This is a genomic window from Streptomyces sp. NBC_00669, assembly GCF_036226785.1.
Taxonomy (GTDB): domain Bacteria; phylum Actinomycetota; class Actinomycetes; order Streptomycetales; family Streptomycetaceae; genus Actinacidiphila.
Genome location: NZ_CP109018.1, coordinates 8658973 through 8671821, shown reverse-complemented (window position 1 = coordinate 8671821; position 12849 = coordinate 8658973). Strand labels below are relative to the sequence as shown.

The following is a 12849-nucleotide window of genomic DNA, read 5'->3' as shown; positions in this document are numbered from 1 at the left end:
CCGGCTAGTGGGGGCGGCGGTCCTCCGGCTCACCCCTCGGGCCGCCCGCGCCACTCGCGCCCGGGCCGCCCGGGACCGCCGGGCCGAGCACGTCGACGACGAGCTTCGTGTGCTGCTGGTCGAGCCCTTCCACCATCACCAGCGCGCACGCCTTCACCCGGGCCCGGTAGACGCGCCTGACCGGGAGGTCCGTGCGGGGTTCGAGCGGGTAGTCGTTCGGGGCGAAGCTGTTGCCGCCGTTGTCCCCGCGGTGGACGTGCATGTGGTTCATGTACCGGATGCCGGTCGTGACGTCGAGGATCACCGGGTGCCGGAAGGGCTGGTCCCACGCCGGGTACCACCTGCTGCGCTTCTTCTCCGGCCGTGTGTCGGCGAACTCGGTCACCTCGATCTCGTGTCCCGCCGCTATCGGGGCCGGGTAGTTGAGGGTCAGCGTCGCTTCCATGCCGGGCAGCGTATTGCCGCCGGAGGACGGAAGGGGGCCCGCACGCGCGCACGCCGTCCCCGTACCGTGCCGTGCCGTGCCGTCCGTACCGCGTTGCCCGTGCCGTGGCTCCCTTACCATGCCGCCCGCCCGTACCGTGGCGCCCGTGGCGTGCCCGCAGTCGATAGTGTGCGCGCGTGAACAATGCCTCTGCCATGCCACCCGTCCCGTCCTCCTTCCGGCTGATCGTCACCGGAGGCGGCACCGGTGGACACACGTATCCCGCGCTCACCGCGATCCGTACCCTCCAGGCCCGGCTGGCGGCCGGCGGCGGATCGCTCGACGTCCTGTGGATCGGCACCGAGGAGGGGCTGGAGGCGCGGGTCGCCCCGGCCGAGGGCATCGCGTTCAACACGGTCGTCACCGGCAAGATCCGCCGCTCCAGCAACCCGCTGAAGATGGCGTCGCCGGCCAACATGCGGGACATGGCCCGGGTGCCGCTCGGTGTCGCGCAGGCCCGGAAGATCGTCTCCGGGTTCCGGCCGGACGTGGTGCTCGCCACCGGCGGCTACGTCGCGGTGCCCGCGGGCCTGGCCACGCGCATGTGCAAGCGCCCGCTGGTGCTGCACGAGCAGACGGTGCGGCTGGGCCTGGCCAACCGCAAACTGGCCGGCTCCGCCGCCCGGATCGCGCTGTCCTCCGACTCCTCGCTCGCCCTGCTGCCCGAGCAGTTGCGCCCCCTCGCGGTGGTGACCGGCAACCCGATCCGCCCCGAGGTGCTCTCCGGCCACCCGGACAAGGCGATCGACGCGCTGAACCTGTACGGCTTCGACCGGCGCCTGCCCACGGTGTACGTCACCGGCGGCGCGCAGGGCTCGCAGCAGATCAACGACGTGGTGCGCGACGCGCTGCCCTGGCTGCTGGAGCGGGCGAACGTCATCCACCAGTGCGGCCCGGCCAACGTGGACGACCTGCGCCGCCATGTGGCCTCGCTGCACCCGCAGTTGACGGCCCGCTACCACCTGACGGGTTTCGTCGGCCCCGAACTCCCCGACGTCCTCGCGCTCGCCGACCTCGTGGTCTCCCGCAGCGGCGCCGGCACCCTCGCGGAGCTGACCGCCCTCGGCAAGCCGGCCGTCTTCATCCCGCTCGCCACCTCCGCGGGCAACGAACAGGCGCACAACGCACGGCACTTGGAGGAGTCCGGCGCCGCCGTCGCGCTCATCGGCGAGGTCACCGCCGACCGCCTGCTGGGCGCGGCCGGCCCGCTGCTGACCGACCCCGCGCGCCGCGCCGCGATGGCCGAACGCGCCCGCGCCCACGGCCGCCCCGACGCGGCGGACCGCCTCGTGGACGTGCTGCTCTCCGTCGCGGCGGCGTCCTCGTGACGGCAACGCCGGTAAGGCATATGACGTAAGGCAGACAGCGTTAGGCGTACGACGTACGGGCCCGGGTGCTCCCCGGGCCCTTACGTTTTTCCGGCCCGCGCGCCACCCGCGCCGCGCCGGGGCCGCGTTGATTGCCCGCTGCACGGCTCTTGTCAAAGCCGCGTCACGGCTCCTACGGTGTGGCCGCGAAAGAAAATGCTCGACTCTGTTTCATTACGTTGAATTGTCTGCGCAACAGCCGCCGTCAGCCGGACGATCGGCACAATTGCGCACGCTCCAAGGGCCGACCGGGTCGGTCCTGTTCAGTTCGGTTCATCGACACCGCGAGCAGAGGAACTTCTATGCCAAGATCCGTCCGCAGGCTGATCGCCTGTGCGACCGCCGGCGCGCTGTGGGCCGGTGGCCTCGGTGCCGTGGCCGTGACCGCGGAAGTGGCCGTCGCCGCGGCGCCCGCCTCCGCACTCGACAACGGCCTCGCGCTGACGCCGCCGATGGGCTTCAACGACTGGAACTCCTTCGGCTGCAACGTCAGCGAGCAGCTCATCGAGCAGACCGCCGACTACCTGGTCAGCTCCGGGCTGAAGGACGACGGCTACACCTACGTCAACATCGACGACTGCTGGCAGACGCACACCCGCGACGCCGACGGACGGCTCGTCCCGGACCCGGCGAAGTTCCCCGACGGGATCAAGGGCACCGCCGACTACGTGCACTCCAAGGGCCTCAAGCTCGGCATCTACGAGGACGCCGGCACCGCCACCTGCGCCGGATACCCGGGCAGCCTCGGCCACGAGACCACCGACGCGCAGTCGTTCGCGGACTGGGGCGTGGACTACCTCAAGTACGACAACTGCAACAACCAGAGCGACGGCACCCGCGCCGACTACGTCAAGCGCTACACCGCGATGCGTGACGCGCTGAAGGCGACCGGCCGCCCGATCGTCTACTCGCTGTGCGAGTGGGGCGACCAGAACCCGTGGGAGTGGGCCGGCGACGTCGGCAACTCCTGGCGCACCACGGGCGACATCAACGACTCCTGGTCGAGCATGCTGGGCATCGCCAAGGCGAACATGCCGCTGGGCGCCGACTCGGGACCGGGCCACTGGAACGACCCGGACATGCTGGAGGTCGGCAACGGCGGGATGACCGACACGGAGTACCGCAGCCACTTCTCGCTGTGGTCGATCATGGACTCGCCGCTGCTCATCGGCACCGACCTGCGCAAGGCCACCCCGGAGACGCTGGCGATCCTCGGCAACAAGGACGTCATCGCGCTCAACCAGGACCCGCTGGGCTCGGCGGCCACCGTGGTCTCCTCCAGCGGCGGCGCGTACGTCCTGAGCAAGAAGCTGGCCAACGGCGACCGGGCCGTGGCCCTGTTCAACTCCTCCGACGCCGCCCAGCACATCTCCACCACCGCCAAGGCCGCCGGCCTGCCGCAGCGCGGCAGTTACGCCGTGCGCGACCTGTGGAGCCACACCGACTACGACAGCGCCGGCACCCTGGCCGCGACCGTGCCCGCGCACGGCACCGTGCTGCTGCGGGTGAGCGGCAGCGCCACCGCCGGCGCGGCCGCCCTGCTCGACCCGGCGCTGCTCGACACCGGCGTCTCCCACGCGCCCGACCACATCGAGCCCGGCAAGAGCGCGACGGTCGACAGCTACGCCACCAACCTCGGCGCGCTGCCCGCCACCGGGGTCGGCGTCACCCTCAACGGCCCGACCGGCTGGACGGTGAAGGCCGCCGGCGCCACCCGTGGCCTGCTGCTGCCCAAGGGCCGTACGTTCAGCACGCCGTGGAAGGTCACCGTGCCGGCCGGGACCAAGCCGGGCTCCTACACCCTGTCCGGCACGGTCAGTTACGACCAGCCGCTCGGCCGCAAGCAGGTCACCGTGCCCCTGGCGGGCAGCGTCACCGTCGAGGTGCCGCCGCCGTCCGGCACCAGCTACCTCAGCGACCTGGACTGGGTCACCGCCACCAACGGGTGGGGGCCGGTCGAGAAGGACGAGAGCAACGGTGAGACCGCGGCCGGCGACGGCAAGCCGATCACCATCGGCGGCACCGTCTTCGCCAAGGGCCTGGGCACCAACGCGCCGAGCACCATCACCTACTACCTCGGCGGCGGCTGCTCCAAGGTCACCGCGACCGTCGGCGTCGACGACGAGAAGAACGGCAAGGGCACCGTCGAGTTCGAGGTGAACGCCGACGGCAAGCAGGTCGCCGACAGCGGAGTGCTGAAGAACTCCGACGGACCCAAGCCGCTCAGCGCCGAGGTCACCGGCGCCCAGCAGGTCCAGCTGATCGTCACCGACGGCGGCGACGGCAACGACAGCGACCACGCGGACTGGGCCGACGCCCAGGTCACCTGCTCCTGACCGTCCCTCATCACGCCTGTGGCGGCGACGCGTTCACGCGTCGCCGCCACAGGGCCTTTCCGGAACCGCTCGGCTACGAGACGAAGCCGCGGGTGATGTGCGTGCCGGAGCCGTCGTCGGCGGCCTGGTAGCCGGACTCCCCGACGCAGTCGCTGTACTCGTAGTCGGCCCTGGACGTGCCGCCCAGACCGCCCGCGTCGGTGGTGGTCGGACCACCGAACACGGCGTCGGTCCTGGGCATCTGCGCGCAGCTGGGAATGCCCGCGTAGTACTCGACGAACCCGCCCTGGGAGCCTTGCAGGTTCCCGCTGCCGGCCGGCAGGGTGTACGAGCCGATGTGCGTGGACACGCCGGTGACCGTGTCGGTGGCGGTCCCGGTCCAGGTGTCGGAGCCGGACTTGACCACCTTGAGCGCGTACTGGTGGCCGTACACCCCGTCGAACTCGACGGCGCAGCTGACACCCGCGCCGCCGTCGGCTCCGTCGCTGCAGTTCGGGTCCGACGTGGTGGTGCCGGCGTTGAAGCTGGAGAAGACGCCGTGCAGCCGCTCGTGGCCGCCGCTGTCGGCACGCGGCTGCAGGCCGGTGTAGCCGACGTCGGGGGCGTTGGTGAAGCCGAACTGCTGCGCGAAGTACGTGCCGGACTGGTGGGCGGTCGCGGGGTTGACCGTGAACGGGAAGGTGATGTTGGTCAGCCCGGACGCGGGGGTGCCCGGGATCGACCAGCTCACCGCCACGTTGCCGCCGCCGACCGAGGCCGACGCCATCTGCGGTACCGCCATCACCATCGCTGCCGCGGCGCCCACTAAGGCGCACCGGCGAAGAGTCGTCGCTGTCGATGCCATGTCTGTTCCCCTTGTCTGGGTGGGGGGTGGGGTGGGTGTGCTGGTGTGCTACCGGCGGGCCGCGGTCAGCGTGAGGGTCTGCTCCGCGGCACTCCGGTGACCGCCGACGGCGCTACCGGTGTGGTCGGTCCAACTGCGGGCCGGGGTGGTCTCGGTGCCGCGCCGGGGGTCGGCGGACAGTCCGAGCACCAGGCCGCTGTACCGGTTGACCAGCCGGAAGGTGCCGGTCTTCGCCCCGTGGGCGGACGTGCCGGGGATGACGAACCACTGCTGCCCGACGGTGGGTCCGCCGGCGCCGAGCGGGGTGACGGTCGGCTTGGTCCCCCAGGCGCGGGTGGCCGTGGAGGTGGTGGGGACGCCGAGCGCCTGGCCGGTGGCGGCGTTGGTGATCCGGTAGGAGCCGTCGCCGTTCGCGGTGAACTTCCATGCCTGCGCGGCCGATCGGGCCGCGGCGGGCCGGGCGGTGGCGGAGTGCGCGCCGCGGGACTGGGTGAGCACCCTCCCCGCGCCGCTCGCGATCGTGTAGGACCGGTCCGAGACGACCGGGGCCGCGGCGGACTTGGCCGCGTCGATCGTCACGTCGGCGTACTGCCCGTCGGAGCCGTCCGCGCAGGCGATGGAGCAGTACGCGCGGAAGGTCTTGCCGACGATGGTGGAGCTGGTCTTGTTGGCGCCGTCCAGCATCCAGCGGTACCACGACGCGGTGGTGTACCCGCCGGTGTCGCCGAGCAGGGTCCACTTCTGCGTGGCCAGGTCGGCGGTGGCGTAGAACTGCTGGGGCGCGTTCCCGCTCTGGTCGACCGCCTGCGGCTCGCCGATGTAGAGGCCGAGGTAGGCGTCGTAGGAGACGTCCATCACGAACAGCGGTGAGGTGGGCGGCGCGGTGCCGGCCGCGACCTGCTGCTCGACGGTTCCGGGGGTGGCCGGGTCGTACTCCGCCGACGGGGCCGTGTAGCCGGTGTCACCGGGCGAGTCGACCGGCACGATGTTGCTTTCCTTGCCGCCCGTGCCGGGCTGCGACCAGGAGCCGTCGTACCACTTCTGCCAGGAGTCGGGCGCCATCTTCGCCGAGATCGGGGCGCGGGCCACGTGCTCGTAGAACGCCTTCCAGCTGCCGTTCTTGTCCACCGCGCGGGAGCCGTAGTAGACGTAGAAGTACCCCGAGGCGGTGTCGACGAACAGCCGCTGGTCACCGTCGCCGTAGTAGTAGCTCTGCTGCGGGAACGCCGTGCTGTCGCCGCGGGTGGTGCTGTACGGCGAGGTCAGCGCGTGGCCCTTGATGGTCCACGTCCTGCCCTGGTCGGTGGACTCCGCGTAGTCGATCGCGTCGTAGTGGATGCCGTCGCCGAAGGGCTGCGGGGTGAACTCGTTGTGCACCAGCCCGTACCAGTTGCCGGTGTCCGGGTCGACCCATGTGCCCACCAGGTCGCAGAAGTTGCGCTGGGTGTAGCCGGAGCCGGCCGGGGCGTTGGTGGCCGTCTTGCCGGTGGGGCTGTTGTCACAGCGCCAGGTGGTGTCGTTGTTGCGGTCCTGCGGGTTGGCCGGGTTCACCGCGTCGCTGATCGCGCTGGAGCGGGTCGCGGTCTCCAGGTTCGTGCCGGTGAAGAAGTCCCAGTACCGCGGCCCGGTCGGGCCGTACTCGCCGTCGGACTGCTGGAAGTAGTAGGTGCCGTCCTTGTCGATGTACGAACTGGCCGGGGTGTCGGTGGGGTAGGCGAAGGTGCCCTTCGACCCGACGGAGACCGTGTAGCCGGTGGTGGCCGCCGGAGCCGCCGTCGCGGTCGAGGCGGCTGACGCGCCGGCGCCGACCACGGCCATGGCCGCGGCCAGCAGCGCCACGGCCAGTCTTTTTCGGGGGTGTGCCATGCCAGTCCTTCGTCTCGGGGGGTGGGCCGTCGGGCGGGCCTGGACGGCCGCGCGCGGACGGCGGGCGTGCGCGAAGTTGCCCGGAACCCTAGTCCGTTGGCATCGATAACACTAGAGCTGCCGCCCCACGAGTACACAGAAGTTACGGCTCCACGGCCTGCGCTCCCCCGCGATCGGCTTGCCGCTCACGGGAGTTGGCGACGTTCCCCCACGTTCGCCACCGGTCGGCGGGCGCGCACGGGGAAGCGGCACCGGCGCCCACGCCCGGCCGACGACCGCGCCCGGCAACGGGATTGGCATCGATAACACCCGAGCGTGCGACCGCGGGCACGGCCGGTGGCCCGGCGCGCTGGTGGGCGCGCCGGGCCACCGAGGCCGCCGGAGCGGCCGATGCTCCGCTCGATCCGGTCAGCCGGAACCGGGCTCCCCGGGCTCCTCGGACTCCTCGGGTTCCTCCGGCCGGGTGCGGGCGGCGCCGGGGTCCGCGGGCAGGCCCACCTCCCGCCGGTCCTCCTCGGTCTGCTCCTGGAGTTCAGCCTCGTCGGGCCGTTCGGGCATGCCGCGCCCGTGTCCGGTCTCCGGGTTCCCCTCGACGGCCTTGTTCGACTTGTGGTGATGCGCCATGGTGGCCTCGCCCCGCTCTCAGGATGCGTTGTCGTCCGCGATACCGTCGCCGGCGTCGGCCGGCTTCGGGCGGACCGTGCAGTGCAGCGAGTTGTCCTCGACGTCGGCGACGATGGTGTCGCCCGGGTCCGCCTCGCCGCCGAGCAGCAGGGACGCGATCCGGTTGTCGGGTTCCGCCTGGATCGTGCGCCGCAGCGGGCGGGCGCCGAACTCCGGCTTTTGCCCGTGCGCGACCAGGGGTTTCTTCGCGCTCTCCGTGACCTCCGGCGTCATGCCCTGCGCGCGCACGCGGTGCTTGCTCAGGTCCGGCGGATGGTCCTCGACCCGCGCCAGGTCGTCCTCGGTGAGGCTGTGGAAGAGGATGATGTCGTCGTTGCGGTTGAGGGACTCGGGCAGGAAGCGCCCCCGCGGGTCCGCCATCAACTCGTCCTTGATCTCGGCCACGTCACCCTGGTGGGCGATGATCCGCTGGGCGCCGATGCCGGACGTCATGATGACCACGCAGTGCCGGAAGTCGACCGTGCGGCCCTGGGAGTCGGTCAGGCGCCCGTCGTCGAGGATCTGCGGCAGCGTGTTGAAGACGTCGCGGTGCGCCTTCTCCACCTCGTCGAAGAGCACCACGCTGTACGGCTGGCGGCGCGTCTTCCCGGTGAGCCGGCCCGCCTCCTCGTAGCCGACGTATCCGGGCGGGGCGCCGACCAGCTGCGCGGCGTCGTCCTCCTCGGCCCTGCGCGCGGCCGAGTTGACCGGTTCGTGGGCGGACTCGCTCAGCAGCCTCCCGATCGGGACCCGCCGCACCGCCGGGGGCGACGAGCCAGGCGACATCCCGACGAAGCGGTTCAGCAGATCGCTGAAGGGATCGGACGAGCCGAATCCCGGACCGGGCGACATCGACATGGCTACTCCTCCGACGGAGGGACACTCTCACTGAAACGCGATACCCGGCCGCTCGCAAGCCGGGCGGAATGCGGGACCCACCCCCTGCCGTATGGCGTAGGGAAAATGCCTGACGCCGAAGGGAATTGCGCCGTGCCCAATCCATTCGGCGTAAGTAAGGAATGCCCTTACACCCGATCGGCGCTGCCCGCAAACGCGGGAAGCGGATACGCTCGGCGCTCGCGTGGCGGGTCACCTGGCGTGGACGGCCGCCCCGGCATAGCTTCGTGCAATGCGCCGGGAACCGGCCGCGCGCGGCACGCATCCATGCCGGGCCCGGCGAGTATCCGCGACGCCCGCGACGGCGGAAGGATGCCAGCCATGAGCCCCGTGAGCCCCTCGGACAAAGCCGGCGCGGGCGGCGAGGACCACCAGCCGGAACCCCGGGTGGGGGCCGCGCCCGAGGACCCGCCGACGTTCCGCCCCTACCACCACCCGGCCGCCGGCTGGGGCGCGGCCCGCAGCGTCAGCCGCGTCCTGATGCGCGATCGGGAACTGGTGGACGGCCCGCGCGCGATCATGCGGATGAACCACGAGAACGGCGGCTTCGACTGTCCCGGCTGCGCCTGGCCCGACGACATCAAGGGCCTGCACCTGGACATCTGCGAGAACGGCATCAAGCACGTCACCTGGGAGATGACCCGCAAGCGGGTGGGCCGCGAGTTCTTCGCCGCGCACTCGGTGACGGAGCTGTCGCGGTGGAGCGACTTCGCGCTGGAGGACCAGGGCCGGCTGACCGAGCCGATGGTCTACGACCCCGCGTCGGACCACTACGTCCCGATCCGCTGGAAGGACGCCTTCGAGCTGTTCGGCCGCACCGTGCGGGAGTTGGACGACCCGAACCAGGCCGCGTACTACACCTCGGGCCGGCTCGGCAACGAGGCCACCTTCCTCTACCAGTTGATGGCCCGCGAGCTGGGCACCAACAACCTGCCGGACTGCTCCAACATGTGCCACGAGGCCAGCGGCCGCGCGCTGCAGGCCGCGCTGGGCACCGGCAAGGGAACCGCGGACCTGAAGGACTGGGAGGCCGCGGACGCGCTGTTCATCATGGGCGTCAACGCCGCCTCCAACGCGCCCCGGATGCTCACCGCCCTCGCCGACGCCTACCGCCGAGGCGCGCAGATCGTGCACATCAACCCCCTGGTGGAGGGGGCGGCCACGCGCACCATCGTGCCGCACGAGTTCACGGACATGGCCCTGATGAAGTCCACCCGGACCAGCACCCTGAACCTCCAGCCGCGGATCGGCGGCGACATGGCGCTGCTGCGCGGCATGGCCAAGGCGGTGTTCGCCCACTCCGGGTCCGATCCCAAGGCGCTGGACTCGGAGTTCATCGACCGCCACACCACCGGCTTCGAGGAGTACCGGGCGCTGTGCGAGGCGACCTCCTGGGCGCAGATCGAGGAGCAGTGCGGCCTGTCGCGCGCCGACATCCTCAAGGCGGCCCAGGTCTACCGCGACGCCGACCGCAGCATCTTCAGCTGGTGCCTCGGCGTCACCCAGCACGAACACGGCGTGGACACCGTCCGGGAGATCGTCAACCTCCTCCTGCTGCGCGGGAACCTGGGGCGGGAGGGCGCCGGGCCCTCGCCGGTGCGCGGGCACAGCAACGTGCAGGGCAACCGGACCTGCGGCATCGACCACCGCCCCACCGACGTGTTCCTGGACCGCCTCGCCGCGGCCTGCGGCATCCAGCCGCCCCGCGCGCACGGCCTGGACACCGTCCGCACCATCGAGGCGATGCACCGCGGCGACGTCAAGGTCTTCGTCGGCATGGGCGGCAACTTCGCCATGGCCGCGCCCGACACCCCGTACACCTTCGCGGGGTTGCGCGGCTGCGACCTCACCGTCCAGGTCAGCACCAAGCTGAACCGCAGCCACCTGGTGCACGGCCGCCAGGCGCTGATCCTGCCGTGCCTGGGCCGTACCGAGAAGGACCACCAGGCCGGCGGCGTGCAGAGCACGTCGGTCGAGGACTCGATGAGCATGGTGCACCTGTCGGTCGGCATGAAACGCCCCGCGTCGCCGCACCTGCTCTCCGAGCCCGCCATCGTCGCCGGCCTGGCCCGCGCCGCCCTGCCGGACAGCGCCACCGCGTGGGAGTGGTACGTCGAGGACTACGACCGGGTGCGCGACACCATGGCCCAGGTCCTCGACGGCTTCGAGGACTTCAACCGCCGGGTGCGGCTGCCGCTGGGCTTCCGGATCAAGCAGCCCGCCCGGGAGCTGGTCTTCCTCACCGAGTCCGGGCGCGCGGAGTTCTCGGCCGCGCCGCTGCCCGACGTCCGGCCCGCGCCCGGCACCCTGGTGCTGGGCACCCTGCGCTCCCACGACCAGTGGAACACCACGATCTACTCCGACGACGACCGCTACCGGGGTATCAGGAACCTGCGCACGCTGGTCTTCATGAACCGGGACGACATGCGCGAGCGCGGCCTCGCCGAGTTCGACCCGGTCGACATCGTCAGCACCGCCAAGGACGGCACCACCCGCCGCCTCGACGGCTACCTGGCCATCCCGTACGACATCCCGCGCGGCTGCGCGGCGGGCTACATGCCCGAGATGAACGTCCTGTGCGCGATCGGTGACCACAGCACCCAGAGCGACCAGCCGATCATGAAGCACCTCAAGGTCACCATCGACCGCCACGCGCGAACGGAGGCCGCACGATGACCGATCCGGTCTGGAAGAACGACCCGGAGGAGCACGACTTCCCGGCGGCCGTCGACTTCCTCGAACTGCTCGTCACGCCCGCGCAGGCCCAGGAGGCCGTGCGGCGGCTCCAAGCGGCCACCACCACCTCCAGGAAGGCGAAGGACATCCTGCGCGCCTCGGGCCTGGAGCTGCTGCCGGCGGTGAACCCGCATGTCGCGCACGACATGAAGAAGGCGGTCACCGGCGAGAAGCTGTCGCCGGTACTGCTGATCCGCGGGCAGCCGCTGGTGATCGCCGACGGCTACCATCGGGTCTGCGCCATCCACTACCTCTCGGAGGACCTGGAAGTCCCCTGCCGCCTGGTCTGAGCGCCTGGGCAACGGGACTTCGCGGGTGCGGATGCCCGGCCCGGAGTCCTGGCGCGCGCGTTGCCGGGGGGACCGCGAGGAAGGCAGCGCACGTTTCATGACCTCGTCGTGGGGGGACCGGCCCGGCCTGGACGCCGAGCCGGCGGAAGTCGCGGAAGTCGCGGAAGCCGCAGAAGCCGCTGACGCCGCGGAAGTCGTTCAAGTCGCGGAAGCCGCCGAACCGGGCCGGTGGGCGGCTCTGTGGGAACGGGCGACCCTGTCCGGGCGGACCGGCCTGGACGTCCGGAGCCGGCGGGAGGCGCTGGGCCGGGTGCTGAACGAGCTGCGGGAGGACAACCTCGGCGACCGCGCCGCCGCGATGACCTACTACGCGGTGCTGTCCCTCGTGCCGGCGCTGCTGGTGTTCATCGCCGTGCTCGGCGAGATCGGCCCCTCCGCGACGGACCTCCTCATCCGCGACGTCCACCACCTCGCCCCCGGCCCCGCCCGCGACCTGCTCACCCACGCGCTCACCCACCTCCAGCGGCAGCACGTCGCCGCGGGCACCGTGGGACTGCTCACCATGCTGTGGTCGGCGTCCGGCTACACCGCCGCGTTCATCCGCGCGATGAACGCCGTCTACGACGTCCCCGAGGGCCGCCCGCTGACGTTCCTCCTCCCGCTGCGGCTCGGCCTCACCGTGCTGGTGCTGGTGCTGATGGCGGTGTTCGCCGCGCTGGCCGTCCTCAGCGGCAGGCTGGCCGGCCGCGTCGGCACCGACCTCGGCGCGGGCCACACCACCACGGCGGTGTGGCAGTGGGGCAAGTGGCCCCTGGCGCTGGCCCTGCTCAGCCTGCTCTTCGCGCTGCTGTACTGGGCGGCCCCCAACGCCCGGCAGCGCTTCCGCTGGGGCACCCTGGGCGGCCTCGTCGCGGTCGTGGTGTGGGTGGTCGCCTCGGTCGGCTTCGAGGTGTACGCCGCCCACTTCGCCTCCTACGACCGCGTCTACGGCAGCCTGGGGGCCGTCATCACCTTCCTGGTCTGGCTGTGGCTGTCCAACCTCGCGATCCTGCTGGGCGCCGAGATCAACGCCGAACTCGACCGGCAGCGCGCCATCGCGGACGGCCACCCCGCCGGCCAGGAGCCGTACATGCCGCTGCGCAGCGCCCACAAGCTCCACAGCGACGCGCTCTGACGGCGCCGCGGCGGGCGGTTCAGGACCGGGTCCGCGACATGGCGACGGCTGCCCCGCGGGGGCGAGGCCGACGGCACCCGGCGCCGCCCGCGACCGTAGGCGTCGAAGCCGCGCCCGGAGCGGATGGGGAGGGGGCCGACCCCGGCCCGAGCCGGCGGGGGACGTGGTTGCGCGTCCGATCCGCGGGGGGTC

The 12849-nt window shown here is 71.7% G+C and carries 9 protein-coding genes and 1 pseudogene; 5 read left to right on the top strand and 5 right to left on the bottom strand.

Annotation, left to right across the window (positions count from 1 at the left end; genetic code table 11):
• Window positions 1–4: 4 nt before the first annotated feature.
• Entirely contained in the window at window positions 5–445 is a 441-nt protein-coding gene (locus tag OG896_RS36575; RefSeq protein ID WP_329372305.1) for a hypothetical protein, read from the bottom strand.
• A 194-nt stretch (window positions 446–639) separates the two neighbouring features.
• Between OG896_RS36575 and OG896_RS36570 the strand changes: the two genes are divergently transcribed.
• Both OG896_RS36570 and OG896_RS36565 read left to right on the top strand, forming a co-directional pair.
• Window positions 640–1812, top strand: coding sequence for a UDP-N-acetylglucosamine--N-acetylmuramyl-(pentapeptide) pyrophosphoryl-undecaprenol N-acetylglucosamine transferase (locus OG896_RS36570; protein WP_328473770.1), 1173 nt, complete (start codon window positions 640–642; stop codon window positions 1810–1812).
• Between the two features lie 341 nt (window positions 1813–2153).
• Entirely contained in the window at window positions 2154–4187 is a 2034-nt protein-coding gene (locus OG896_RS36565; protein ID WP_329372304.1) for an NPCBM/NEW2 domain-containing protein, read from the top strand.
• A gap of 73 nt (window positions 4188–4260) precedes the next feature.
• Here OG896_RS36565 and OG896_RS36560 read toward each other — a convergent pair whose 3' ends face one another.
• From OG896_RS36560 to OG896_RS36545, 4 genes and pseudogenes are all read right to left on the bottom strand, one after another.
• Window positions 4261–5031, bottom strand: coding sequence for a hypothetical protein (locus tag OG896_RS36560; RefSeq protein WP_329372302.1), 771 nt, complete (start codon window positions 5029–5031; stop codon window positions 4261–4263).
• Window positions 5032–5079: 48 nt separating this feature from the next.
• Entirely contained in the window at window positions 5080–6897 is a 1818-nt protein-coding gene (locus tag OG896_RS36555; protein WP_329372301.1) for an RICIN domain-containing protein, read from the bottom strand.
• Between the two features lie 408 nt (window positions 6898–7305).
• Window positions 7306–7521 carry a hypothetical protein gene (locus OG896_RS36550; RefSeq protein ID WP_328460727.1) on the bottom strand — a complete coding sequence of 72 codons (216 nt, stop codon included), beginning with the start codon at window positions 7519–7521 and terminating at the stop codon, window positions 7306–7308.
• 18 nt (window positions 7522–7539) lie between these two features.
• Window positions 7540–8244: pseudogene (locus OG896_RS36545) on the bottom strand (AAA family ATPase); the annotation flags it as partial.
• 534 nt (window positions 8245–8778) lie between these two features.
• Here OG896_RS36545 and OG896_RS36540 point away from each other — a divergent pair.
• From OG896_RS36540 to OG896_RS36530, 3 genes are all read left to right on the top strand, one after another.
• On the top strand, window positions 8779–11133 hold the full coding sequence (locus OG896_RS36540; RefSeq protein WP_329372298.1) for an FdhF/YdeP family oxidoreductase: 2355 nt from the start codon (window positions 8779–8781) through the stop codon (window positions 11131–11133).
• A complete protein-coding gene (locus OG896_RS36535) occupies window positions 11130–11483 on the top strand; it encodes a hypothetical protein (RefSeq protein WP_329372296.1) in 354 nt (117 codons plus the stop codon). Before OG896_RS36540 ends, OG896_RS36535 begins: the two co-directional genes overlap by 4 nt.
• 97 nt (window positions 11484–11580) lie before the next feature.
• Window positions 11581–12657 carry a YihY/virulence factor BrkB family protein gene (locus tag OG896_RS36530; protein ID WP_329372294.1) on the top strand — a complete coding sequence of 359 codons (1077 nt, stop codon included), beginning with the start codon at window positions 11581–11583 and terminating at the stop codon, window positions 12655–12657.
• Window positions 12658–12849 lie beyond the last annotated feature (192 nt).